25 protein-coding genes and 1 pseudogene are annotated in these 23,216 nt (G+C 72.6%); 14 read left to right on the forward strand and 12 right to left on the reverse strand.

The features are described from left to right. Nucleotides 1–3 precede the first annotated feature (3 nt). Entirely contained in the window at nt 4–771 is a 768-nt protein-coding gene (locus tag AB0B02_RS19005) for a glycerophosphodiester phosphodiesterase (RefSeq protein ID WP_357301900.1), read from the reverse strand. Nucleotides 772–859: 88 nt separating this feature from the next. Between AB0B02_RS19005 and AB0B02_RS19010 the strand changes: the two genes are divergently transcribed. After that, a complete protein-coding gene (locus AB0B02_RS19010) occupies nt 860–1,309 on the forward strand; it encodes a helix-turn-helix domain-containing protein (RefSeq protein WP_357301903.1) in 450 nt (149 codons plus the stop codon). Next, entirely contained in the window at nt 1,302–1,670 is a 369-nt protein-coding gene (locus tag AB0B02_RS19015) for a DUF4180 domain-containing protein (RefSeq protein WP_281941246.1), read from the forward strand. Before AB0B02_RS19010 ends, AB0B02_RS19015 begins: the two co-directional genes overlap by 8 nt. Before the next feature lie 109 nt (nt 1,671–1,779). Here the strand turns inward: AB0B02_RS19015 and AB0B02_RS19020 are convergent, their stop codons facing one another. Together AB0B02_RS19020 and AB0B02_RS19025 are read right to left on the reverse strand one after the other, a co-directional pair. Further along, nucleotides 1,780–2,622: an SDR family NAD(P)-dependent oxidoreductase gene (locus AB0B02_RS19020; protein ID WP_357302043.1), complete on the reverse strand. Its 843-nt coding sequence runs from the start codon at nt 2,620–2,622 to the stop codon at nt 1,780–1,782. A gap of 42 nt (nt 2,623–2,664) precedes the next feature. Then, complete coding sequence (locus AB0B02_RS19025; protein ID WP_357301906.1) at nt 2,665–3,435, reverse strand: lysophospholipid acyltransferase family protein; 771 nt, start codon at nt 3,433–3,435, stop codon at nt 2,665–2,667. 148 nt (nt 3,436–3,583) lie between these two features. On the opposite strand from AB0B02_RS19025, the gene AB0B02_RS19030 reads away from it, so the two are divergent. Continuing rightward, a complete protein-coding gene (locus AB0B02_RS19030; RefSeq protein WP_357301909.1) occupies nt 3,584–4,996 on the forward strand; it encodes a cytochrome ubiquinol oxidase subunit I in 1,413 nt (470 codons plus the stop codon). Nucleotides 4,997–5,011: 15 nt separating this feature from the next. After that, complete coding sequence (gene cydB / locus AB0B02_RS19035; RefSeq protein WP_281941253.1) at nt 5,012–6,010, forward strand: cytochrome d ubiquinol oxidase subunit II; 999 nt, start codon at nt 5,012–5,014, stop codon at nt 6,008–6,010. Between the two features lie 78 nt (nt 6,011–6,088). On the opposite strand, the gene AB0B02_RS19040 is transcribed toward cydB, so the two are convergent. The 3 genes from AB0B02_RS19040 to AB0B02_RS19050 all read right to left on the reverse strand — a co-directional run bounded on the left by AB0B02_RS19040 (nt 6,089) and on the right by AB0B02_RS19050 (nt 8,178). After that, a complete protein-coding gene (locus AB0B02_RS19040; RefSeq protein WP_281942672.1) occupies nt 6,089–6,778 on the reverse strand; it encodes a hypothetical protein in 690 nt (229 codons plus the stop codon). A gap of 67 nt (nt 6,779–6,845) precedes the next feature. Further along, nucleotides 6,846–7,304, reverse strand: a complete 459-nt coding sequence (locus tag AB0B02_RS19045) for a peroxiredoxin (RefSeq protein WP_281941255.1) — start codon at nt 7,302–7,304, stop codon at nt 6,846–6,848. 37 nt (nt 7,305–7,341) lie between these two features. Further along, entirely contained in the window at nt 7,342–8,178 is an 837-nt protein-coding gene (locus tag AB0B02_RS19050; protein ID WP_357301914.1) for a patatin-like phospholipase family protein, read from the reverse strand. Nucleotides 8,179–8,253: 75 nt separating this feature from the next. On the opposite strand from AB0B02_RS19050, the gene AB0B02_RS19055 reads away from it, so the two are divergent. After that, nucleotides 8,254–8,982 carry an SDR family oxidoreductase gene (locus AB0B02_RS19055; RefSeq protein ID WP_357301917.1) on the forward strand — a complete coding sequence of 243 codons (729 nt, stop codon included), beginning with the start codon at nt 8,254–8,256 and terminating at the stop codon, nt 8,980–8,982. Between the two features lie 43 nt (nt 8,983–9,025). Here AB0B02_RS19055 and AB0B02_RS19060 read toward each other — a convergent pair whose 3' ends face one another. Then, the gene (locus AB0B02_RS19060) at nt 9,026–9,151 is read right to left on the reverse strand and encodes a hypothetical protein (protein WP_281941262.1); all 126 of its coding nucleotides are present in this window, start codon (nt 9,149–9,151) and stop codon (nt 9,026–9,028) included. After that, nucleotides 9,148–10,566: an OFA family MFS transporter gene (locus AB0B02_RS19065; protein WP_281941264.1), complete on the reverse strand. Its 1,419-nt coding sequence runs from the start codon at nt 10,564–10,566 to the stop codon at nt 9,148–9,150. Before AB0B02_RS19065 ends, AB0B02_RS19060 begins: the two co-directional genes overlap by 4 nt. A gap of 178 nt (nt 10,567–10,744) precedes the next feature. On the opposite strand from AB0B02_RS19065, the gene pdxY reads away from it, so the two are divergent. From pdxY to AB0B02_RS19085, 4 genes are all read left to right on the forward strand, one after another. Then, nucleotides 10,745–11,596: a pyridoxal kinase PdxY gene (gene pdxY, locus AB0B02_RS19070; RefSeq protein ID WP_281941266.1), complete on the forward strand. Its 852-nt coding sequence runs from the start codon at nt 10,745–10,747 to the stop codon at nt 11,594–11,596. Between the two features lie 40 nt (nt 11,597–11,636). Beyond that, complete coding sequence (locus AB0B02_RS19075) at nt 11,637–12,089, forward strand: helix-turn-helix transcriptional regulator (RefSeq protein WP_357301922.1); 453 nt, start codon at nt 11,637–11,639, stop codon at nt 12,087–12,089. A gap of 19 nt (nt 12,090–12,108) precedes the next feature. Continuing rightward, entirely contained in the window at nt 12,109–12,522 is a 414-nt protein-coding gene (locus AB0B02_RS19080; protein WP_357301925.1) for a VOC family protein, read from the forward strand. A gap of 86 nt (nt 12,523–12,608) precedes the next feature. Continuing rightward, nucleotides 12,609–14,969 (forward strand): excinuclease ABC subunit UvrA, encoded by a 2,361-nt coding sequence (locus AB0B02_RS19085; protein ID WP_357301928.1) that lies wholly within the window; start codon nt 12,609–12,611, stop codon nt 14,967–14,969. Between the two features lie 104 nt (nt 14,970–15,073). On the opposite strand, the gene AB0B02_RS19090 is transcribed toward AB0B02_RS19085, so the two are convergent. Further along, the gene (locus AB0B02_RS19090) at nt 15,074–15,943 is read right to left on the reverse strand and encodes an aminoglycoside phosphotransferase family protein (protein WP_357301931.1); all 870 of its coding nucleotides are present in this window, start codon (nt 15,941–15,943) and stop codon (nt 15,074–15,076) included. Nucleotides 15,944–16,040: 97 nt separating this feature from the next. On the opposite strand from AB0B02_RS19090, the gene AB0B02_RS19095 reads away from it, so the two are divergent. After that, nucleotides 16,041–17,033, forward strand: a complete 993-nt coding sequence (locus AB0B02_RS19095) for a tyrosine-type recombinase/integrase (RefSeq protein WP_357301934.1) — start codon at nt 16,041–16,043, stop codon at nt 17,031–17,033. A 96-nt stretch (nt 17,034–17,129) separates the two neighbouring features. Here AB0B02_RS19095 and AB0B02_RS19100 read toward each other — a convergent pair. Beyond that, nucleotides 17,130–18,053 (reverse strand): annotated as a pseudogene (locus tag AB0B02_RS19100) (hypothetical protein); the annotation flags it as partial. Nucleotides 18,054–18,171: 118 nt separating this feature from the next. Here AB0B02_RS19100 and AB0B02_RS19105 point away from each other — a divergent pair. Both AB0B02_RS19105 and AB0B02_RS19110 read left to right on the forward strand, forming a co-directional pair. Next, nucleotides 18,172–19,197, forward strand: coding sequence for a hypothetical protein (locus tag AB0B02_RS19105; RefSeq protein ID WP_357301937.1), 1,026 nt, complete (start codon nt 18,172–18,174; stop codon nt 19,195–19,197). A gap of 92 nt (nt 19,198–19,289) precedes the next feature. After that, nucleotides 19,290–20,180, forward strand: a complete 891-nt coding sequence (locus AB0B02_RS19110; protein ID WP_357301940.1) for a bifunctional 5,10-methylenetetrahydrofolate dehydrogenase/5,10-methenyltetrahydrofolate cyclohydrolase — start codon at nt 19,290–19,292, stop codon at nt 20,178–20,180. Between the two features lie 3 nt (nt 20,181–20,183). Here AB0B02_RS19110 and AB0B02_RS19115 read toward each other — a convergent pair whose 3' ends face one another. Beyond that, a complete protein-coding gene (locus AB0B02_RS19115; RefSeq protein ID WP_281941288.1) occupies nt 20,184–20,963 on the reverse strand; it encodes an endonuclease/exonuclease/phosphatase family protein in 780 nt (259 codons plus the stop codon). Nucleotides 20,964–21,137: 174 nt separating this feature from the next. On the opposite strand from AB0B02_RS19115, the gene AB0B02_RS19120 reads away from it, so the two are divergent. Both AB0B02_RS19120 and AB0B02_RS19125 read left to right on the forward strand, forming a co-directional pair. After that, entirely contained in the window at nt 21,138–21,914 is a 777-nt protein-coding gene (locus AB0B02_RS19120) for a TSUP family transporter (protein ID WP_357301944.1), read from the forward strand. Beyond that, nucleotides 21,914–22,690 carry a GNAT family N-acetyltransferase gene (locus tag AB0B02_RS19125; RefSeq protein ID WP_281941292.1) on the forward strand — a complete coding sequence of 259 codons (777 nt, stop codon included), beginning with the start codon at nt 21,914–21,916 and terminating at the stop codon, nt 22,688–22,690. Before AB0B02_RS19120 ends, AB0B02_RS19125 begins: the two co-directional genes overlap by 1 nt. A 16-nt stretch (nt 22,691–22,706) precedes the next feature. On the opposite strand, the gene def is transcribed toward AB0B02_RS19125, so the two are convergent. After that, nucleotides 22,707–23,216 carry a peptide deformylase gene (def, locus tag AB0B02_RS19130; RefSeq protein WP_281941294.1) on the reverse strand — a complete coding sequence of 170 codons (510 nt, stop codon included), beginning with the start codon at nt 23,214–23,216 and terminating at the stop codon, nt 22,707–22,709.

A 23,216-nucleotide genomic window follows, 5' to 3' on the forward strand; every position in this document is an offset into this window, starting at 1 on the left:
GGTTCAGGCGGCCCAGTGGCCGCGGCTGCGGTAGACGTCGCGGAGCACGCCGACGTGATCGGTCATGATGCCATCCACCCCAAGATCAAGTAACTGGTGCATCCGGGCGGGTTCGTCGATCGTCCAGACGTGCACCTGCAGGCCGATGCGGTGGCAGTAGGCGAGGAACCGCCGGTCGACCACCGGGATTCCCCCGTAGGAGACCGGGACCTGGGCGGCGGCCACGGACGGCGGCAGTCGCAGCGACCGGCCGTGCAGGGAGGCCATCCGCAGCCGGGCCACGCCGCGCATGCCGAGGCTGGTGGCGACCGTCGGGCCGGCCAGGGCGCGCAGCCGGGTCAGCCGGGCGTCGCTGAACGAGGCGAGCAGCACCCGGTCGCCGGCGCCGGCCCGCACCACCGCCTCGACGGTCGGCGCCACCCCGCCGTCGGCCTTGACGTCGACGTTGAACCGGACCTGCGGCCACGCGCCGAGCACGTCGTCGAGGCGGGGCACCAGGGCGGCGCCGCCGACGCGTACCGAGGCGAGGTCGGCGAAGCGCAGGTCGGCGATGCGCCCGCCCTCGCCGGTGACGCGGCGCAGCGTCGGGTCGTGGAAGACCACCGGCACGCCGTCGGCGGTGGCGTGCACGTCGGTCTCCACGTACCGGTAGCCCAGCGCGACCGCGCGGGCGAACGCGGCGGTGGTGTTCTCGTCGCCGTCGGCCGCGCCGCCGCGGTGGGCGAAGGCCAGCGGCGCGGGCGCGTCGAGGTAGCCGTGACGGGGCTGCACGCCGGCAGTATGCCGGGCCGAGACGGCCAGCGGGTGTCCGGCCGGTGAAATTCCCTATTGTTACCTGTTGTCGCTAGCATAGGGTGCGATGGGTAACGACATGTACTCGGTGGAGCAGGTCGCGGCGCGGCTCGGGCTGCACGTGCGCACGGTCCGCGGCTACATCCGCGCCGGCCGGCTGCCCGCGACGCGGATCGGCAAGCAGTACCGGATCGCCCGCGCCGACCTCGACGCGTTCACCGGCCGGCCCGCGCGACCGGCCGGCCCGGCGGCGGAGGTGTCCAGCATCGTGGCCCTCGACGGCGTCGACCGGGCCGCCGCCGACCGGCTCGCCACGCTGGTGCTGGCCGGCGTCACCACCCACCCCGACCCGGACCGTCCGCTGCGCGTGCAGACGGTCCACGACGAGGAGCGGCACCGCATGAAGATCATCGTCCTGGGCGACCTCGGCGCCACCGCCGAGCTGCTGCGCCTGCTCGACGCGGTGCTCGACGGCGACAACGGCCTGCTCGCCGGGAAGGAGGCCGACCGTGGCTGACGAGCTGCGCGAGCGCGCCGGCGTCACGGTGCTGGTCTGCGACCCGGCCGGCCCGCCGATCGTCACCGAGGCCGACGCGCTGGAGCTGATCGGCGCGGCGTTCGCCGGCGCCACGGTGGTGGCGGTGCCCGCCGCCCGGCTCGACCCGAGCTTCTTCACGCTGGGCACCCGCTTCGCCGGGGAGGTCATGCAGAAGTTCGTCAACTACCGGCTGCGCCTGGTGGTGGTCGGGGACATCTCCGCGTACCTGGCCGCCAGCGGCGCGCTGCGCGCCCTGGTCGCCGAGTCCAACCGCCACGACCAGGTGTGGTTCGTCCCGGACCTGGCCGCCCTGGACGCGCGCTTGGCCGCCGTCCCGTAACCCCCACGCGATCTTGCACTTCCGGCCCTCGTTCGAGGCGGTTCTGCCCGATACGCCCGGGCAGCAAGTGCAAGATCGCGGGGCGGGTTGGGGGTGGGGGTGGGGGAGGTCAGCGCAGCCAGCCGGCGGTCAGGGCGGTCACGCCCAGGCCGTCGGTGTCGGCGAGTTTGACGGCGACGAACTGGCGGGCGGCGGCCGAGGTCTGCACGCGGGGGGCGGGTTCCGGGTCGGTCAGTGTCGCCACCACCGCCGCGGCGGCCTCGGCCGGCGACTGCGCGGCGGCGAACGCGGCGGCGCTGCGACCGAGGTACGCCCGCAGCGCCGGCCCGTACGGCCCGGCGGCGGCCACCGCGGTGTCCGCGTCGATCCCGACGTTGGCGACGAACTCGCTGGCCACCGCGCCGGGCTCGACCACGCAGACGCTCACCCCGACGGTGGCCGCCACCGGCGCCAGGGACTCCATGAACCCCTCGACGGCGAACTTCGCCGCGCAGTACGCCTCGTTGAACGGCTGCCCGACCACCCCGCCGACGCTGGTCACGGTGATCAGCCGCCCGTTCGCGGCGCGCAGGTGCGGCAGCGCGGCACGGGTGACGTGCAGGACGCCGAAGAAGTTGACCTCCAGCACCGCCCGCACGTCGTCGACGGTCTCCCGCTCCAGCGTGCCGACGTGGCCGGCGCCGGCGTTGTTGACCACCGCGTCGAGCCGGCCGTGCCGGGCCACCACGTCGGCCACGCAGGCGGTCACCGAGGACTCGTCGACCACGTCGAGTCGGCGTACCTCCAGCAGGTCGCCGACCCCGGCGGCGTCGGCGGCGGCGCGCAGCGGGCCGGCCCGGTCGGGGTCGCGCAGCGTGGCGACGGTGCGCCAGCCGGCGCGGGCCGCGCCCACGGCGGTTTCCAGGCCGATGCCGGTGGACGTGCCGGTGATCAGCACGACGGGAGCGTTCACGTCTGCCACGGTCCCACCCTATGCCGGGGCCGCGCGGCGGATTCAGCCGGTTCGGCGCCGGCGGTGCACGCGGCTCGCGTCGACCGGCCGGCCGGGGTCGACGTGGCGGGGCCCGTCGGGCTCGTGCGGGCGCAGCGGGGCCAGGTCGTCGGTGATCGCGTCGATGATCCGGTCGGTGGCGCGGCGGGCCGCGCCGGGCGCGCCCGGATCCAGGTCGGCCAGGGCCACCGGGGCGCCGAAGTGCACCCGGATGACCGGCCGGCGGGCGAGTGCCCGGGCCAGGCCGCGCAGCATGCCCTTCGGCGCCCGGTACGGCAGGACCTCGTGCGAACCCCACTGGGCGACCGGGACGACGGCGGCGCCGCTGGCGAACGCGAGCCGGGCCGCGCCGGTCTTGCCGCGTTCGGGCCACATGCCGGGGGCCAGCCCGATGCGTCCCTCCGGGTAGACCAGCACCACCGACCCGCCGGCGACCGCCTCGGCGGCGATCTCCAGCGACCGGTGCACGGCGGTGGTGCCGCGGTCGACGCGGATGTGCCCGGCGTGGCGCATCAGCGGCCCGAGCACCGGGGCCCGGAACAGCCCGCCGGTGGCCATGATCCGGGGGGCGACGCGCCGGACCCGGCAGGCCGCGGCGAGCACCACCGGGTCGAACGGGCTGATGTGGTTGGCGGCCAGGATCAGCGGCCCGCGGCGCAGCGCCTCCGGCACGTCGCCGGTGACCTCCAGGCGGCCGATCAGCGCGACGGCGGCCCGGGCGAGCGTCTGCGCGCCGCGCCACAGCAGCGGCGCGCGCCAGGGGGAGGTGTCCATCAGTGCTGGATGGTCGCACGGCCGCGCCGGTGGAGGTGATCAGGGTCATTGGTCCCGGGTCGGTTCGGGCCCTCCGACTCTGAACTTTTTTCTACGACGCCGAGTAGTATTTACTACGTCTCGTAGTAAGAAGGCTGGGGGTTCTCAGGTGGACGCGTTGGACGTCGCCCGCTGGCAGTTCGGTGTCACCACCGTCTACCACTTCCTGTTCGTGCCGCTGACCATCGGCCTGTCCGTGCTGGTCGCCATCCTGCAGACCATGTGGCACCGCACCGGCAACGAGCGGTACCTCAAACTCACCAAGTTCTACGGCAAGCTGTTCCTCATCAACTTCGCCATGGGCGTGGTCACCGGCATCGTGCAGGAGTTCCAGTTCGGCATGAACTGGAGTGACTACTCCCGCTTCGTCGGCGACATCTTCGGCGCGCCCCTCGCCATCGAGGCCCTGGTCGCGTTCTTCCTCGAATCCACGTTCATCGGCCTGTGGATCTTCGGCTGGGACCGGCTGCCCAAACGCCTGCACCTGGCCGCGATCTGGGCCGCCGCGATCGGCACCAACCTCTCCGCCTACTTCATCCTCGCCGCGAACTCGTTCATGCAGAACCCGGTCGGGTTCCGCATCAACCCCGACAGCGGACGCGCCGAACTGACCGACTTCGTCGCCGTGCTCACCAACAAGGTCGCGCTGGTCACCTTCCCGCACACCCTCGCCGGATCGTTCCTGGTCGCCGGATCCCTCGTGGTCACCGTCGGGCTGTGGCACGTGATGCGCAACCGCGGCAGCGCCGACACCGGCGCCTACCGCTTCGCCACCAGGTTCGGCTCCTGGGTGGTCCTGGTCTCCGCCACCCTCGTCGTCCTCACCGGCGACATCCAAGGCAAGATCATGACCGAGGTGCAGCCGATGAAGATGGCCGCCGCCGAGGGCCTCTACACCACCGAGAGCCCCGCCTCGTTCTCCGTGCTCACCGTCGGCAGCCTCGACGGCAGCCGCGAGGTCTTCGCCCTCAAGATCCCCTACCTGCTGTCGTTCCTCGGCACCGGCGACCCGAACGGCACCGTGCAGGGCATCAACGACCTCCAGGCCCAGTACGCCAGCCAGTACGGCCCCGGCAACTACGCCCCGATCATCCCGGTCACCTACTGGAGCTTCCGCTTCATGATCGGCTTCGGCCTGGCCGCCGCCGCCATCGCACTGCTGGTCCTCTGGAGCCACCGCAAGGGCCGCACCCCCACCAGCCGCTGGCTGCTGCGCGCCGGCCTGGTCATGCCAATACTGCCGCTGCTGGCCAACTCCTTCGGCTGGATCTTCACCGAGATGGGCCGCCAACCCTGGATCGTGTTCGGCGAGATGCTCACCCGCAACGGCGTGTCCCGCAGCGTCTCCCTGACCGAGGTGCTCACCTCCTTCACCGCCTTCACCCTCATCTACGCCACCCTCGCGGTGATCGAGTTCAAGCTGCTGGTCCGCTACGCCCGCGCCGGCGTCCCCGACGTCACCCCGCCCCCCGCCGACGACGACACCGACGACGCGCAGCGCCCCCTCGCGTTCGCCTACTGACCGAAAGAGCCCACCGTGGAACTGACCACCGTCTGGTTTCTCCTCGTGGCCGTGCTGTTCACCGGCTACTTCATCCTCGAAGGCTTCGACTTCGGCGTCGGCATGCTGCTGCCCGTGCTCGGCCGCGACGACCGGCAACGCCGCGTCCTGATCAACACCATCGGCCCCGTCTGGGACGGCAACGAGGTCTGGCTGATCACCGCCGGCGGCGCCATGTTCGCCGCGTTCCCCGAGTGGTACGCCACCCTGTTCTCCGGCTTCTACCTGCCACTACTGCTCATCCTGCTCGCCCTCATCGCCCGCGGCGTCGCCTTCGAATACCGGCACAAGCGGCCCGAGGCGTCCTGGAAACGCCGCTGGGACCAGGCCATCTTCTGGGGTTCGGCGGTGCCGGCCGTGCTGTGGGGCGTCGCGTTCGCCAACATCTTCCGCGGCGTCCCCCTCGACGCCGACCACGAGTACGCCGGCGGCCTGCTCGACCTGCTGCACCCGTACGCGCTGCTCGGCGGCCTGACCACGCTCGGCCTGTTCGCCACCCACGGCGCGGTGTTCCTCGCGCTCAAGACCACCGGCGACATCCGGCAGCGCGCCGGCACGCTCGCGGTCCGCCTCGGCGCCGGCACCGCCGTGGCCGCCGTGGCGTTCCTCGGCTGGTCGCTGAGCATCCGCGCCAACGCCGCCGCCGTCGTGCTCGCCGTCGGCGCCGCCCTCGCCCTGCTCGGCGGCCTCGCCGCGGCGAGGGCACGCCGCGAGGGCTGGGCGTTCACCGGCACCGCGCTGGCCATCGCGCTGGCCGTGGCGACCCTGTTCGCCGCGCTGTTCCCGAACGTCCTGCCGTCCACGCTCGACCCGGCCGGCACGCTCACCGCCACCAACGCCGCGTCCACCCCGTACACCCTGAAGATCATGACGTGGGTGGCGGTGGTGTTCACTCCGATCGTGCTCGCCTACCAAGGTTGGACCTACTGGGTGTTCCGCCGCCGAATCGGGGTACAGAACATTCCGCAACACTGATGGACCTGCGGGCGCAGGGGTGGCGCGGGGCCGGTGCGAGGGGGTCGCACCGGCCCCGCGGGGTGCCCGGGACAGCGCTCAGCGGGCCTCGCGCAACTCCGCCAGCCGCGCCTCGATCTCCGCCAGCTCCGCACGCAACTTCTCCGCCTGCTGTTCCGCCTCGGCCCGCTCCGCGCCCAGGATCTGCTCCACCGCCTCCTGCACCCCCGGCACGTCCACCAACGCCACCATCCGCAGCGCCTCCGCCGGCTTCACCACGTACGGCCTGGCGAGGGCCTTCGCGCCCTGCTGCGCGGCCACCGTCCACTCGCCCTCGGCGTACGCCAGCGTCACCGTCAGCCCCGCCGGCGTCTTCGGCTTCGCCGCCTTCACCGCCCGCTTCGCCGGCCTCGGCTCCGCCTGCTGCTCCACCTTCGGCTCCTCCCGACGCGGCGCGGGCACCCGCGGCGTGTCCAACACGAACTCCGGCGCCGCCGGCGCGGCCGGCGCGGCCACCTCCGGCTCGGGCTTCGGCTCGGCAGCCGGCCGCCGCCCGGCGCCCTTCGGCGCGACCGCCACGTCAGCGGGGGAGAAGGGCAACTCGTCGCGGCCGAAACGCACCACCACGAACTCCTCGGACTGCTCGGGATCGGTCAGCTCCACCACCTGCCCGAGCTGCCCGGCCATCTGCCCCGCCGCCTCGGTGAACACCACCCGCGGCTTCCGGCCCGCCGCCAACGACTCACGGATCTGCTGTACCTCGTCAGTGGACAACCCCTGGACCGCCATCACGCCCTCTTCCGTACACCTGTTTGATTGCCGCCCTTGATACCAGGCCGGCACGACAGCCCGACGGTCAACCCCCGAGCGCCCGCAACGCCGCGTCGGCGTGCGCGTTCATGCTCACCTCGCTGTGCACCACCGCCAGCACCCGCCGGTCCGGACCGATCACGAACGTCATCCGCCGGGTGCTCAACGCGCCCAGCGGCAACCGCCGCCGCACCCCGAACGCCGCCGCCACCGCGCCGTCGACGTCGGACAACAGCGGATAGTCGAAACCGTGCCGGCGGGCGAACTCCGCCTGCCGCTCCACCGGGTCCCGGCTGATCCCCACCCGCGACGCGCCCACCGCCGCAAACTCCGCCGCCAGGTCCCGGAAGTGGCAGCTCTCCGCCGTGCACCCCCGCGTCATCGCCGCCGGATAGAAGAACACCACCACCGGCCCGGCGGCCAGGAACTCCGACAGCCGCCGCGGCGCACCCGTCTGGTCCGGCAGCGTGAAATCCTCCACCAGGTCACCGACACCCACACCCACCACATACCTCCCGAGCCTCGCCGTCGATGCGGTGAGCCTAGGCGCGCCAGACGCCCGCCACCTCGTCGGCCACCACCTCGGCCTGCGCGAACCCCGCCCGCGCCGACGCCGCCCGCCGCGTCGGATCCAGCACGTTACGCCCGATCGCCGCCCGCGCCGCCCGGTCCGGCACCACCACCGCCACCCGCGCCCCCGCCGCCCGCAACGCCGCCACCTGCGCCGACACCCGCGGCATCGGCCCCACCGCGGCACTCGTCGGCGCCAACACCACCACCCGCCGCGCCCCGGCGGCCAGATCCGCGTTCACCGGCGACCGCACCCCACCGTCGACGAACCGCCGACCCCCGACCGTCACCGGCGGCCACACCCCCGGCACCGCGCAACTGGCCCCCACCGCGTCGACGAGCGACACCCCACTGCCGGCGTCGAACACCACGAACTCACCCGACACCGCGTCGACCGCGGTCACCAACAGCCGCCGCGCCGGCCACTGCCGCGCCGGCAACCGCGCCGCGATCACCGCCCGCCGCGACTGCTCCGACGGGGTACGCGCCGCCAACGCCACCGCACCCACCCGCGCGCGGGCCCGCGCCGCGTCCCGCCCCCGACCGCCGGCCCACGCCCACCGGGCCAGCACCCCCAACCCGAGCCGGGCCGGCACCTCGTCACCCGGCGGCCGCAACTGCGCCGCGTACCGCTGCGCCGGCGGCACCCCGCAACACACCTGCGCCCCGACCACCGACCCCGCCGACGTGCCCACCACCAGATCCGCATCCTCCAGCGACACACCCCGCCCGGCCAACCCGGCCAGCAGCCCCAACTCCCAGGCCACCCCGGTCACCCCACCGCCGCCCAGCACCAACGCCCGCCCCATGTGACAGTCCTCTCCGTCGCCGCCGGTGCCGCCCACGGTAACGTCGCCCCCAGCAGCAGGGCAGGGGAGGACGCATTGACCTCGGTCACCATCGTCACCGGCGGTGGACGCGGCATCGGCGCCGCCACCGCCCGCCGGCTCGCCGCCGCCGGCCACGACCTCGTCATCGGCTACCGCGCCGACCACGACGCCGCCGCGACCGTCGCCGCCGACGTCCGCGCCGCCGGCCGACGCGCCGTCACCGTCGCCGCCGACACCACCGACCCCGACGCGGTACGCCGGCTCTTCGCCGCCGCCGACCAGCTCGGCCCGCTCACCGGCCTGGTCAACAACGCCGGCGTCACCAGCCCCATCGGCCCCTTCACCGACCTGCGCGCCGAGGACCTGCGCGACGTCGTCGACATCAACCTGATCGGCTACGTCCTCTGCGCCCAGCAGGCCGCCCGCCGGATGAGCGCCGGCGGCGCCATCGTCAACGTGTCCTCCGCCGCCGCCACCCTCGGCAGCCCCGGCGAGTACATCCACTACGCCGCCGTCAAAGCCGCCACCGACACCCTCACCGTCGGCCTGGCCAAGGAACTCGCCCCGCGCGGCATCCGCGTCAACGCGGTCGCCCCCGGCATCATCCGCACCGACATCCACGCCCGCTCCGGCGTACCGGACCGCCCCGACCGCGCCGCCGGCCGCATCCCGCTGGGCCGCGCCGGCGAACCCGACGAGGTGGCCGGCGCGATCGTGCACCTGCTCGGCCCCGACGCCTCGTACACCACCGGCGCGGTCCTGCGCGTCGCCGGCGGCCTCTGACCGGCGCGGCGACCCGGAGCAGACCCCGGGCCGCCGCCACGCGTCAGTGCGTGAACAACTTCGCCGCCGTGATCAGCGTCTGCACCACGCCGTAGCCCAACAGCACGGCCACCACCAGCCACGACACCACCAGACGGACCTGCTGCCCGCCACCGCTGCGCTCGTTCACGACCCGCTCCGCTCCGCCGTCACCGGCTGCCCGTCCACCATCTCGTCCCGGCCCGACGCCGGCTCGTGGAACCGCCGCGGCACCGGCCGGATCAGCAGGTTCGCCACCAGCCCCACCGCCAGCACCCCGACCATCGTGAACAACGCCGGCCGGTACGCCGACGCGGTCAACGAGCCCGGCTCGCCCTGCGCGTCCAGGAACGCGTTGACGATCAACGGGCCGGCCACCCCCGCCGCCGACCACGCGGTCAACAGCCGACCGTGGATCGCGCCCACCTCGAACGTGCCGAACAGATCCCGCAGATACGCCGGCGCAGTCGCGAACCCGCCGCCGTAGAACGACAGGATCACGCAGGCCAGCAGCACGAACAACGCCGTCGCGCTCTGCCCGACCAGCGCCAGCACCAGGTACAGCACCAGGCCCACACCCAGATACACCACGTAGATCGGCTTACGGCCGATCACGTCCGACGTCGACGACCAGACGAACCGGCCCGCCATGTTGAACAGCGACAGCAACCCGACGAACCCGCCGGCCGCCGCCACCGACACCGCCGACGTGCCGTTGTCCCGGAAGAAGTCCTGGATCATCGGGCTGGCCTGCTCCAGGATGCCGATGCCCGCCGTCACGTTGCAGAACAGCACCACCCACAGCAGCCAGAACGAGCGCGTCCGCACCGCGTTCGCCGCCGACACGTTCGCGGTGGTCACCATCGGCTTCGCGGCCACCTTCGCCGGGTCGAACCCGGCCGGCCGCCAGTCCGCCGCCGGCACCCGCACGTTGAACACCCCGAACATCATGATCACGAAGTAGCCGACGCCGAGCGTGACGAACAACCACACCAACGCCGACCCCGACGCCGTCGACCCGCTGTTCGACGGGTCGTACCCCGGGTCGAACAACGACAACAACTGCCGGGACAGGGGAGAGGCCACCATCGCCCCGCCACCGAACCCCATGATCGCCAGCCCGGTCGCCAGACCCGGCCGGTCCGGGAACCACTTGATCAACGTGGAGACGGGGGAGATGTACCCGATCCCCAACCCGATCCCACCCAGCACCCCGTACCCCAGGTACAGCAGCCACAACTGCGACGTCGCGATGCCCAGCGCGCCCACCAGGAAACCCGCCGCCCAGAAGCACGCCGAGACGAACATCGCCTTCCGCGGCCCGTTCGCCTCCACCCACGTACCGGCCACCGCGGCCGACAACCCCAACATCACGATCGCGATGCTGAAGATCACCCCGATCGCCGTCTGCCCCGAGTCGAAATGCGCGATCAGGGAGTTCTTGTACACGCTCGTCGCGTAGACCTGCCCGATGCAGAGATGGATCGCCAGCGCCGCCGGCGGGATCAGCCACCGGCTGTACCCCGGCGGCGCGACGGTGTGCCGACGATCGAGTGCGGAAAGCATCAGTGCTTCCTCCGTCCAGATGGCGAGAACCCCTCGCTTCATGCCCCCCGCGCATGCAGTGCCCAAACCCGCCACGCGCCCGACGGTCGAAACCCGGAGCCGAACGGTCGACCGTACCCGCACCCGTCGCCCGACGACCACCGAGCGTGACCACCCGCCGAAGTGCGAGGATGAGCCCGTGAAGATCCTGTCCATCCAGTCCTCGGTCGCCTACGGCCACGTCGGCAACTCCGCCGCCGTGTTCCCGCTGCAACGCCTGCGCCACGAGGTCTGGCCGGTGCTGACCGTGCACTTCTCCAACCACACCGGCTACGGCGCCTGGCGCGGCCCCCTGCTCGCCCCCACCGACGTCGCCGACGTCATCACCGGCATCGCCGACCGCGGCGTGCTCGGCACCGCCGACGCCGTCCTCTCCGGCTACCAGGGCGACCCCGCCGTCGGCGCCGTCATCCTCGACGCCGTCGCCCAGGTCAAAGCCGCCAACCCGGCCGCCCTCTACTGCTGCGACCCGGTCATGGGCGACGTCGGCCGCGGCATGTTCGTCCGCCCCGGCATCCCCGAATACCTGCGCGACACCGTCGTGCCCCGCGCCGACATCGTCACCCCCAACCAGTTCGAGCTGGAGTTCCTCGCCGGCCGCCGCACCGACACCCTCGACGACCTGCTCACCGCCGTCGACGCCGTCCGCGCCACCGGCCCCGACCACGTCCTGGTCACCAGCGTCCTGCACGGCGACCTGCCCAACGACCACCTCGACGTCGTCGCCGTCTCCACCGACGGCGCCTGGGCCGTCACCACCCCGCTGCTGCCGATCAGCCCCAACGGCGGCGGCGACGTCACCGCCGCCCTCTACCTGGCCCACCTCGCCACCACCGGATCACCCGCGACCGCGCTGGAACGCACCACCAACTCCATCTACGCGGTCCTCGACGCCACCCTCGCCGCCGGCACCCGCGAACTCCAACTCGTCGCCGCCCAGGACGCCATCGCCGACCCACCCACCCGGTTCACCGCCCGCCAACTGCGCTGAACACCTGGACGCCCCCGCCCCGGCCAGCGAAAATGCCAACGTGCCAACCCACCACCCGGCCACCGACGACCCCGCCTTCGCCCACCGCCTGCGCGACCTCGCCCGCCTACGCCGCATCCGCGACCGCATCGACCGCGAACACGCCCAACCCCTCGACGTCGAAGCCCTCGCCCGCGGCGAACACATGTCCGCCGGCCACCTCAGCCGCCAGTTCCGCCAGACCTACGGCGAAACCCCGTACTCCTACCTCATGACCCGCCGCATCGAACGCGCCATGGCCCTGCTGCGCCGCGGCGACCTCAGCGTCACCGACGTCTGCTTCGCCGTCGGCTGCCAGTCGCTCGGCACCTTCAGCACCCGCTTCACCGAACTCGTCGGCGAACCCCCCAGCGCCTACCGTGCCCGCCATGCGCCCGGCACCGCCGAACCACCCCCGTGCCTCACCAAACACGCCACCCGACCGATCAGGAATCGAGAAGCCCCCGCCACCTGACCGAACTAGCGTGACCACCATGACCGTCACGATCCACTACGCCTTCCTGCCCCACACCGACGCCGACGCCGCCCTCGCCTTCTACCGCGACACCCTCGGCTTCGACCTGCGCAACGACGTCGGCCAGGGCAACACCATGCGCTGGCTCACCGTCGGCCCACCCGGACAACCCGAGACCGGCATCGTCCTGCACCCGCCGGCCGTCGACCCCGGCATCACCGACGACGAACGCCGCACCATCTACGAACTCATCGCCAAGGGCACCTACGGCGCGCTCACCCTCGCCACCGACGACCTCGACACGCTCTTCGACCGCCTCCAGGCCAGCGGCGCCGACGTCGTCCAGGAACCCACCGAACAGCCCTACGGCGTCCGCGACTGCGCCTTCCGCGACCCCACCGGCAACCTCATCCGCATCAACCAACGACGCTGACCCGACACGACGTACCGTACTATGTACGCCGGCCGGCGCGCCGCACGCCGGCCGGCCCCGACACCGCACCAACCGGACGGAGACCCATGCCCCAGGCACGCGCCGACAGCCACGACGTCATCCGCGTCCACGGCGCCCGCGAGAACAACCTGCGCAACGTCGACGTCGACGTGCCCAAACGCCGCCTCACCGTCTTCACCGGCGTCTCCGGCTCCGGCAAGAGCAGCCTGGTCTTCGGCACCATCGCCGCCGAATCCCAACGCCTCATCAACGAGACCTACAGCGCCTTCGTCCAAGGCTTCATGCCCACCCTGTCCCGCCCCGACGTCGACATCCTCGAAGGCCTCACCACCGCCATCATCGTCGACCAGGAACGCATGGGCACCGACCCCCGCTCCACCGTCGGCACCGCCACCGACGCCAACGCCATGCTCCGCATCCTCTTCAGCCGCCTCGGCCAACCCCACATCGGCCCACCCAACGCCTACTCCTTCAACGTCCCCTCCGTCCGCGCCACCGGCGCCATCACCGTCGACCGCGGCCCCGACAAGACCCAGACCAAGAAGGGCACCTTCCACCGCCTCGGCGGCATGTGCCCCCGCTGCGAAGGCCGCGGCAGCGTCACCGACTTCGACCTCACCGTCCTCTACGACGCCGACCGCACCCTCAACGAGGGCGCCATCACCATCCCCGGCTACAGCATGGACGGCTGGTACGGCCGCATCTTCCGCGCCAGCGGCATGTTCGACCCCGACAAACCCCTGCGCGACTACACCGACCGCGAACGCCACGACCTGCTCCACAAGGAACCCACCAAAATCAAGGTCGAGGGCATCAACGTCACCTACACCGGCCTCATCCCCGCCATTCAGAAGTCGATGCTCGCCAAGGACGTCGACGCCATGCAGCCCCACATCCGCGCCTTCGTCGAACGCGCCGTCACGTTCACCACCTGCCCCGACTGCGACGGCACCCGCCTCGCCCCCGAGGCCCGCTCCTCGAAGATCAACGGCATCTCCATCGCCGACGCCTGCGCCATGCAGATCAGCGACCTCGCCACCTGGGTCCGCGACCTGCACGAACCCTCCGTCGCCCCGCTGCTCACCGCACTGGGGGACACCCTCGACTCCTTCGTCGAGATCGGCCTCGGCTACCTCAGCCTCAACCGCCCCGCCGGCACCCTCTCCGGCGGCGAGGCCCAACGCACCAAGATGATCCGCCACCTCGGCTCGTCCCTCACCGACGTCACCTACGTCTTCGACGAACCCACCATCGGCCTGCACCCGCACGACATCGCCCGGATGAACGACCTCCTGCTCCGCCTGCGCGACAAGGGCAACACCGTCCTGGTCGTCGAACACAAACCGGAAACCATCGCCATCGCCGACCACGTCGTCGACCTCGGCCCCGGCGCCGGCACCGACGGCGGCACCATCTGCTACGAAGGCACCGTCGCCGGCCTGCGCGCCAGCGACACCGTCACCGGCCGCCACCTCGACGACCGGGCCACCCTCAAGGACACCACCCGTACCCCCACCGGCACCCTGCCCATCCGCGGCGCCGCCACCCACAACCTGCGCGACGTCGACGTCGACATCCCGCTCGGCGTCCTGGTCGTCGTCACCGGCGTCGCCGGCTCCGGCAAGAGCAGCCTCATCCACGGCTCCCTGGCCAAACGCGACGACGTCGTCAGCATCGACCAGACCGCCATCCGCGGCTCCCGCCGCAGCAACCCGGCCACCTACACCGGCCTGCTCGACCCCATCCGCAAGGCCTTCGCCAAGGCCAACGGCGTCAAACCCGCCCTGTTCAGCGCCAACTCCGAAGGCGCCTGCCCCACCTGCAACGGCGCCGGCGTCATCTACACCGACCTCGGCATGATGGCCGGCGTCGCCAGCACCTGCGAGGACTGCGAAGGCAAGCGCTTCCAGGCCGCCGTGCTCGACTACCACCTCGGCGGTCGCGACATCAGCGAAGTCCTCGCCATGCCGGTCAACGAGGCCGAGAGGTTCTTCGGCGCCGGCGACGCCCGCCTCCCGGCCGCCCACGCCATCCTCGACCGGCTCGCCGACGTCGGGCTCGGCTACCTCACGCTCGGTCAACCACTGACCACGCTGTCCGGAGGGGAGCGGCAGCGGATCAAGCTGGCCACCCGGATGGGGGACAGGGGCGGCGTCTACGTCCTCGACGAACCGACCACCGGCCTGCACCTGGCCGACGTCGCCCAACTGCTCGGCCTGCTCGACCGGCTGGTCGAATCCGGCAAGTCGGTCATCGTCATCGAACACCACCAGGCGGTCATGGCGCACGCCGACTGGATCATCGACCTCGGCCCGGGCGCCGGCCACGACGGCGGTCGCATCGTCTTCGAGGGCACCCCGGCCGACCTGGTGACCAAGCGGTCCACCCGCACCGGCGAACACCTCGCCGCCTACGTCGGGGCCTGACCCGCGAAACCCGGGGCGGCGGTGTCCGGCACCGACACCGCCGCCCCGACCAAGCGGTTCGATAATCTACATTATGTCAAGTAAGGCGGGGTCGGGGTCCCCCGTCACTCCACCACCGGGTCCGCCAACACCGCCGCCAACACCCGCGACGGCTCCGCGACCGGCCCCGACCCGGACACGATCGTGACGAGCGCCTTCCACAACGCCCAGCCCCGGGCCCGCCGCCACGCGTCGACCGGCAACCCGACCGCATCCCGGAACGCCGCACGCTCGACGCCGACGCACCACGTCCAGGCCGGCACCAGGTCGCAGGCCGGATCACCCACCCCGCACTGCCCGAAGTCGATCATCGCGGCGAGCCGGCCGCGCGCGACCAGCAGATTCCCGGCCGAGACGTCACCGTGGAACCACACCGGCGCCGTCGGCCAGGCGGACGTCACCGCGCCCGCCCACACCTTGCGCGCGGCGGCCGCGTCCACCCGGCCGTCCAGCGCCGTCAGGGCCTGCTCCACCTCGTCGCCGTAGACGCTCGGGTGGCAGCCCCGGAACGCCGAGTGCCGGCCGGCGACCGGTCCGCCCGCCGTCGGCGCCTCGCGCAGCGCGGCCAGCAGGCCGCCGAGGTCCCGGGCCACGGCGACGCGGTCCAGGCCGTCGGCGGCCTCCAGCGTGTCGCCGGGCAGCCACCGCCGCACCGACCAGGGGTACGGGTAGCCGGCGCCGGGCGCCCCGGTGGCGAGCGGTTCGGGTACGGGCAGCGGCAGGTGGCGGGCCAGGACGGGCAGCCAGCGGTCCTCCTTGGCGACGCCGGGCACGTAGCCCTCGGCGCTCGGCAGCCGGGCCAGCAGGTGCTCGCCGAGGCGGAACGTCCGGTTGTCCCACCCCTGGCGCGCGACGGCGGTGACCGGCAGGTGCGCCCACTGCGGGAACTGCGCGGCGACCAGGGCGCGGACGAGTGCGGCGTCGATCTGCACCATGCGGTCCAGTCTGCGGGGTGCGGCAATCGTTTTTGTCGGTGCGCTCCCCCGGAGTGGCGGCCTGGCAGGAACGCGAGAATCATGCATAATATCCCTTATGCATGACAAAGCGGACGAAACGGTAGGGGCGTTGATCGAGGAGTTCCTGACCGCCCGGGCCACCCGCAAGCCCTCACCGCACACCCTGGCCGCGTACCGGCGGGACCTCACCGGCGTCGCCGCGCTGGAGGTGGCGGACGGTGACGACACTCCCCTCCCCCTGGGCCGGCTGCCGGTCGGGCGCCTGTCCCCCCGGCTGATGCGCGCGGCGTTCGCCCGGTTCGCCGCTCCCCGCGCCGCCGCGTCGGTCCACCGTGCCTGGTCCACCTGGAACAGTTTCTTCACGTTCCTGGTGGCTGACGGGGTGGTGGCCGGGAACCCGATGCCCGCGGTCGGGCGGCCCCGTACGCCGCTCCCCCGGCCCAAGCCGTTGCGGGGCGAGGACACCCCGGAGGAGTTGCTGGCGGCGGTGGCGCGGGCCGAGGGCCGGCAGCGCGACCCGTGGCCGGAGCGGGACGTGGCGGTGCTGGCGTTGGCGTTGTGTGCCGGGTTGCGCCTGTCGGAGCTGCTGGCGCTGCGGGTGTCGTCGCTTGCCGGTCGCGAGGGTGAGCGGCGGGTGGACGTGGCCGGCAAGGGTGGTCGGCCGCGTACGGTGCCGATCGAGGTGGGCGTGGACCGGGTGGTGGGTGGTTACCTGGACAGCCGGCGGCGGCGGTTCGGGGCGCGCAGTGTGCGTCCGGACGGGTCGTTGCTGGTGGACCGGCAGGGTGAGCCGTTGCGTCGGGGTGGTCTGCAGTATCTGGTGGAGTCGTGTTTCCGGCGGGCGGGCATCGGTGACCGGGTGCCGCGCGGGGCGCGGTTGCACGCGTTGCGGCACACGTTCGCGACGCGGTTGGCCGAGGACGGGGCGAGCGCGGCGGAGATCATGCGGTTGCTGGGGCATGCGTCGTTGGCGTCGTCGCAGACGTACATCGAGGTGACGGCGGGTCAGCAGCGGGCGGCGGTGGCGGCCAACCGGACGAACCGGGCGTTGTCGGGGTTGGGTCTCTAGGGGGCGGGGGGGCGCGCCGGGCAGGCCGAGGTGGTTCGCGACGTGGGCCAGGTGGTGGGAGGTGCCCCAGGCGAGCCAGTGTCGGGCGGTGCCGGGGGTGGCGTGGCGGGCGGCGCGCAGGGCGATCTGTTCGTCGCCCCAGGAGAAGTGTCGTCCGAGGGTGGGCCAGTGGTCGGCGGTGACGAGTGTCCGGCACAGGTCGTGGATGGCGCTGTTGCCGTTGTCGTCGCGGGCGGCCCGGTAGGTCCACCAGACGTCGTGGTCGGTGTAGCGGAGGTTCGGGGGTGGTCCCCAGCCGCCGGTGGCGGGTCGGGGGTGGGCGATGCCGTAGTCGGCGAATCGGATGTCGTGGTCGTGGAGGCGTTGCCAGAGGTCGAGGTCGAGGCGGCGGAGCGGGGTGGCGGTGTTGGGGGGCAGGTGGGCGATGCTGCGGGGCATTGCTCCGGCGGCGACGACGATGGCTTTCCAGGGGTGCCGGTGGGTCCAGGAGAGGTGTTTGCGGACCAGTGGTTCGGCTCGGGTGAGGTCGTGTTCGGAGCGGAGGTGGGCGGCGTCGAGGAGCAGGACGGCGTGTTCGGCGCGCAGGTCGATGGCGGACAGGAGGCGGTTGGCGCGGGTTTCGGCGTCGTCGTCGGTGGGGTCGAGTCGCAGGACGGCGCCGTGTCCGTGCAGGGCGGCGGCGTCGCGGATGTCGGCCAGTCGGGCGGGGCTGTCGTGGGGGTGGGCGACGGGCAGCATCGGGTTGCCCCACTGGTGCAGGTCTTCGGCGATGTCGGGCAGCGGTCGTCGGATTCCGGTGGCGGGGTCCGGTAGGCGGTGGGCGTCGACGGCGATGGTCATGTCGCGGTGGACGGTTCGTCGGGCGTGCTGGCTGAAGGTGTGGGCGTCCTGGATGGGTCCGTGTGTGGTGGCGGCGACGTCGAAGACCGGGAGGATGTGGGGCGCCAGGTCGTCGGGGACCTGGTCGAGGGCGTCGAACTCGCCGGCGCGGCCGTGGAGTATCGGGAAGTAGTCCGCCATTGCGCATCGCCCCACACGATCCGACCGACAGTTACTGTCATCGATGGTCCACGCTTCGTGTCCGATCGGCAACCGTGGGTGTGCGGCTGGTGGTTGTGGTGGTGGCAGGATCGGTCGGATGCGGGTGGATGCGGCGCGGGCGGTGGCGGTCGACTGGGTGCGGGAGCGGATGCGGGCGGATCCGTCGGTCGAGGGGGCGTTGTTCAGTGGCTCGACGGTGGGGTTGCCGGGCGACGCGCAGTTGCCGGTGTGGTCGGACGTGGACGTGCTGCTGGTGCGGGACTCCCCCGGCGTGAAGGTGGGCAAGTTCGTCCATCGGGGGGTGTTGTTGGAGGTCAGTTCGGTCACCTGGGCGGAGGTGGGTGAGCCGGAGGATGTGCTGGGGTCGTGGGTGTTCGCGCCGATGTTCCGTACCGATGCGGTGATCGCGGATCCGTCGGGGCGGTTGGCGGCGGTGCGGCGGCGGGTGGCGGTGGGGTACGCGGATCCGGTGTGGGTGCGGCGGCGGTGCGCGGGGGTGCGGCGGCGCATCGAGGACGGGTTGCGGGTGTTGGACGCCGGGGCGCCGCTCGCGGAGCAGGTGTTGGCGTGGGTGTTCCCGACGTCGCTGGTGGCGGTGTGGCCGGCGGTGGCGGGGTTGGTGGATCCGACGGTGCGACGGCGGTTCGTGCGGGCGTCGGAGGTGTTGACGCGGTTCGGGTTCGGCGCGCGGTATCCGCGGTTGCTGGCGGCGGTGGACGGGGGCGGGGTGGGCGCGGGGCGGGTGCGGGAGCATCTGGCCGGGTTGGCGGTGGTGTTCGACGAGGTGGCGCGGCTGCCGCGGGAGGGGTTCGCGTTCGGGGCGGATCTGGGCGCGGCGGGGCGGCCGGTGGTGTTCGACGGTGGGGCGGCGTTGGTGGCGGCGGGGCGGCACCGGGAGGCGATGTTCTGGGTGCTGGTGACGTACGCGCGGTGTCTGGTGGTGTTGGGGGTGGTGGCGCCGGAGCGGGAGCGGGCGTTGCGGCCGGGGTTGGTGGCGGTGTTGGCGGATCTTCAGGTGGTGTCGGCGGCGGATCGGCGGCGGCGCGCGGACGCGGTGTTGGCGTCGTTGCCGGGGTGGCAGTTGGTGGTGGATGCGATCGTGGCGCGCGCTGTGGCAGGGTGAGGGGGACGCGACTGGCGGCACGGGGATGGGTCAACCATCGGGGAGCTCGTCGTGGGGGTCGACCGCCTGGGCCTCCGCGGGCGAGGTGTCGCATGTCTTCTTCTTCGGTGGTTGCGGGTTCGTCGGCGCGGTTGTTGCCGGGTGGGCCGGTGGCGGAGCGGGTGTTGGGTGAGGTCGCCGCGTCGGTGGCGGAGCTGCGTGCGGTGGGGGTGACGCCGGCGTTGGCGACGGTGCTGGTGGGTGACGACGACGCGAGCGCGGGTTACATCCGGATCAAGCAGCGGCAGGCGGCGGCGTTGGGGTTCGCGTCGCCGCACGTGCATCTGCCGGCGTCGGCGTCGCAGGCGGATCTGCACGCGGTGGTGGCGGATTTCAACGCCGACTCGGCGGTGCACGGGGTGCTGGTGCAGCATCCGATCCCGGGGGGTCTGGACTACGACCGGGCCCTCGCCGTGGTGGATCCGGACAAGGACGTCGACGGCATGCACCCGGTGAACATGGGTCGGTTGGCGTTGGGTTTGCCGGGGCCGTTGCCGTGTACGCCGGCGGGGATCGAGGCGTTGTTGGCGTTTCACCAGGTGCCGGTGTCGGGCCGGGAGGTGGTGGTGCTGGGTCGGGGTGCGACGTTGGGTCGGCCGTTGGCGATGTTGTTGGCGCAGAAGCGGCCGACGGCGAACGCGGCGGTGACGGTGGTGCACACGGGGGTGGCGGACTGGCCTCGGTACACGCGGCGGGCGGAGATTCTGGTGGCGGCGGCGGGGGTGCCGGGGATCGTGCGGCCGGAGCATGTGCGTCCGGGCGCGGTGGTGGTCGGTGGTGGGGTGCGGTATGAGGGGCGGCGGTTGTTGCCGGATGTGGACGAGTCGTGTGCGCGGGTGGCGGGTGCGATCACCCCGCGGGTGGGTGGGGTGGGTCCGACGACGGTGGCGATGTTGTTCCGTAACGCGGTGCGGGCGGCCCAGCGGCAGACCGGCGTGGTGTGAGGGTCAGCCGAGGTCGACGATGAGGGGGCGGTGGTCGGAGACGGTGGAGGGTGGGGTGTCGACGGCGGTGACGGGTGGGAGCCGGTCGAGGTGGTGGGGGTCGGCGAGGATGTGGTCGAGTTGGACGCGGGGTTGTCCGGCCGGGTAGGTGGGGAGTCGGCCCAGGGGGCGCCAGCGTGACAGCGCGGCGGCGGGGCCGGCGGGGAGGTTGAGGTCGCCGAGCAGGATGCGCGGGGCGGGCAGCGCGCGCAGGGCGCGCACGACGCGGCGTAGTTGCCACATGTTCCAGCCGGGGACGAAGGACAGGTGGGTGGCGGCGACGGTGAGTGGGCCGTGGGGGGTGTCGAGGAGGGCGGCGAGGACGACGCGGGGTTCGTCGCGGAGCAGGACGAGTCCGCCGCGGGGGCCGGGGATGTAGATGGGTGAGCGGACGGGTGCGGCGGGTAGGCGGGTGACCTTCCAGGAGCGGACGGGGTGGCGGCTGATGAGGCCGACGCCGTAGAGGGGTTCGCCGTGGCCGTCGTCGTCGTGGGTGAGGGGGCGGAAGTGTTCGCCGGGGGTGCCGACGACGGCGGCGGCGAAGCGGTGGTGGTCGGCGTGCAGGGCGTGGGCGGCGAGGGCGGTGAGGTCGAGTTTGCCGCTGCGGGTCTGGTCGCGGTCGACTTCCTGGAGGGCGAGCACGTCGGCGTCGAGGGCGGTGACGGCGGCGGCGAGTCGGTCGGGGTCGACGAGCCCGTCGGTGAGGGAGCGGCCGTGCAGCAGGTTGAAGGTGGCCAGGCGCACCTGCACACCCTACGTGGTGGTGGCAGGCTGGTCGGATGGTGAAGCTGTTGTGTTGTTCGGTGCTGGTGTTCGTGGCGGTGGCGTCGGTCGGGTTGTGGGTGCGGCGTCGTCGGGGGCGGTGAGGCTGGCCACAGGGGTGCTCGCGGGTGGTGGCGGGGTGGGCAGAATGCGGCCGTGGATGCCGGGTCGTTGGTGACGTTGCTGGCCGCTGCCGCGTTGGCCGGTTGGGTGGACGCGGTGGTGGGTGGTGGCGGGTTGCTGTTGTTGCCGGCGTTGTTGCTGGCGGCGCCGGGGGTGCCGGTGGCGACGGCGTTGGGGACGAACAAGTTGGCGGCGATCTTCGGGACGTCGACGGCGGCGGTGACGTATGCGCGGCGGACGAGGCTGGACTGGGTGGTGGCGGGTCCGGCGGCGGGGTTGGCGGTGGTGACGGCGGGGTTGGGGGCGGCGTTGGCGGGGGCGGTGCCGGCGGGGGCGTACCGGCCGGTGGTGTTGGTGGTGTTGGTGGCGGTGGCGGTGTTCGTGCTGACCCGGCCGCGGTTGGGGGTGGTGGCGTCGCCGTCGCGGCGGACCCGGCGGCGGGTGGTGGTGGCGGTGGTGGTGGCGGGGTTGGGGGTGGCGTTGTACGACGGGTTGATCGGTCCGGGTACGGGCACGTTCCTGGTGTTGGCGTTCACGGCGTTGGTGGGTGCGGATTTCGTGCACGCGTCGGCGATGGCGAAGGTGGTGAACGCGGGTACGAATCTGGGGGCGTTGGTGGTGTTCGGGGTGACGGGGCACGTGTGGTGGTTGTTGGGGGCGGCGATGGCGGTGTGCAACGTGGCCGGGGCGGTGGTGGGCGCGCGGATGGCGTTGCGGCGGGGTGCGGGGTTCGTGCGGGTGGTGTTGTTGGTGGTGGTGTTGGCGTTGGTGGCGCGGTTGGGTTACGACCAGTGGGTGGCGGTGCGGTGATGGTGGTGCGGGCGGAGCACGACCGGGCGGTGCTGGCCGGGTTGTTGGGTCGGGATCCGGTGCTGCACGCCTACCAGTTGGGTGATCTGGACGATTTCTTCTGGCCGTACACGTCGTGGTTCCGGTCGGGTGACGAGGTGGTGTTGCTGTACCACGGGGTGGAGTTGCCGACGTTGTTGGCGTTCGCAGCGCCGGATCGGGTGGCGGCGTTGTCGGGGTTGCTGGTGGCGGCGGCGCCGGTGTTGCCGGCGCGGTTGTGGGCGCACCTGTCCCCTGGTCTGGAGGCGACGGTGGCGCGGTGGTACGCGGTGTCGGACGCGGCGGCGCATGTGCGGATGGCGTTGACGGAGCCGGGGCGGTTGGCGGCGGTGCCGGCGGTGGGTGAGCCGTTGGGGCGGGCGGATCTGCCGTTGTTGCGGGAGTTGTACGCGGTGGCGTATCCGGGGAACTGGTTCGACGCGCGGATGGTGGACACCGGTCAGTACGTGGGGGTGCGTGCGGGTGGCCGGTTGGTGGCGGTGGCGGGGGTGCACGTGTTCTCGCCGCGGTGGCGGGTGGCGGCGGTGGGGAATGTGACGACGCATCCGGAGGTGCGGGGGCGTGGTCTGGGGGCGGGTGTGGTGGCGGCGTTGTGCGCGCGGCTGCGGGCGTCGGTGGATCATGTGACGTTGAACGTGCGGGTGGACAACGTCGCGGCGGTGCGGTTGTACGAGCGGTTGGGTTTCACCCGGGTGGCCGGGTTCACCGAGTGCGCGTTGACCCGGTTGCCCGGCTGACGGGGGCGCTGGGGTGTCAGCGGCCTCGGCTGGGTGAGTCGAAGCGGCCGGCGCGGATCTCCCGGAGTGCGTGGCGGCGGGTGTCGCCGCGCAGGGTGTCGACGTAGAGGCGGCCGCGTAGGTGGTCGGTTTCGTGTTGCAGGGCGCGGGCGAGGAAGCCGCTGCCGGTGATGGTGAGGGGTTCGCCGTGCTGGTCGTAGCCGTGGGCGGTGGCGTGCAGCGCGCGGGGGGTCGGGAAGTAGAGGCCGGGGATGGACAGGCAGCCCTCGTCGTCGTCCTGGAGTTCCTCGGACAGTTCCAGGGTGGGGTTGACGAGGTGGCCGCGGTGGCCGTCGGCGTCGTAGACGAAGACCTGGGTGTTGACGCCGATCTGGGGGGCGGCGACGCCGGCGCGGCCGGGGGCGCCGAGCAGGGTGTCCATCAGGTCGGCGACGAGGGCGCGTAGTTCGGTGTCGAAGGTGGTGACGGGTTCGCTGGGGGTGCGCAGGACGGGGTCGCCGATGATCCGGATCGGGCGCATAGTCAT

This window comes from Micromonospora sp. NPDC049240 (assembly GCF_040647835.1).
In the GTDB taxonomy this organism is placed as follows: domain Bacteria; phylum Actinomycetota; class Actinomycetes; order Mycobacteriales; family Micromonosporaceae; genus Micromonospora.

Excerpts from the sequence above, each read along its gene's own strand:
- AB0B02_RS19125 (WP_281941292.1), top strand. The coding sequence starts at position 21,914 with ATGGTGGTGCGGGCGGAGCACGACCGGGCGGTGCTGGCCGGGTTGTTG.
- AB0B02_RS19085 (WP_357301928.1), top strand. The coding sequence starts at position 12,609 with ATGCCCCAGGCACGCGCCGACAGCCACGACGTCATCCGCGTCCACGGC.
- AB0B02_RS19065 (WP_281941264.1), bottom strand. The coding sequence starts at position 10,566 with ATGCTTTCCGCACTCGATCGTCGGCACACCGTCGCGCCGCCGGGGTAC.
- AB0B02_RS19080 (WP_357301925.1), top strand. The coding sequence starts at position 12,109 with ATGACCGTCACGATCCACTACGCCTTCCTGCCCCACACCGACGCCGAC.
- AB0B02_RS19095 (WP_357301934.1), top strand. The coding sequence starts at position 16,041 with ATGCATGACAAAGCGGACGAAACGGTAGGGGCGTTGATCGAGGAGTTC.
- def (WP_281941294.1), bottom strand. The coding sequence starts at position 23,216 with ATGACTATGCGCCCGATCCGGATCATCGGCGACCCCGTCCTGCGCACC.
- AB0B02_RS19025 (WP_357301906.1), bottom strand. The coding sequence starts at position 3,435 with ATGGACACCTCCCCCTGGCGCGCGCCGCTGCTGTGGCGCGGCGCGCAG.
- AB0B02_RS19050 (WP_357301914.1), bottom strand. The coding sequence starts at position 8,178 with ATGGGGCGGGCGTTGGTGCTGGGCGGCGGTGGGGTGACCGGGGTGGCC.
- AB0B02_RS19010 (WP_357301903.1), top strand. The coding sequence starts at position 860 with ATGGGTAACGACATGTACTCGGTGGAGCAGGTCGCGGCGCGGCTCGGG.
- AB0B02_RS19110 (WP_357301940.1), top strand. The coding sequence starts at position 19,290 with ATGTCTTCTTCTTCGGTGGTTGCGGGTTCGTCGGCGCGGTTGTTGCCG.
- AB0B02_RS19105 (WP_357301937.1), top strand. The coding sequence starts at position 18,172 with ATGCGGGTGGATGCGGCGCGGGCGGTGGCGGTCGACTGGGTGCGGGAG.
- AB0B02_RS19090 (WP_357301931.1), bottom strand. The coding sequence starts at position 15,943 with ATGGTGCAGATCGACGCCGCACTCGTCCGCGCCCTGGTCGCCGCGCAG.
- AB0B02_RS19040 (WP_281942672.1), bottom strand. The coding sequence starts at position 6,778 with ATGGCGGTCCAGGGGTTGTCCACTGACGAGGTACAGCAGATCCGTGAG.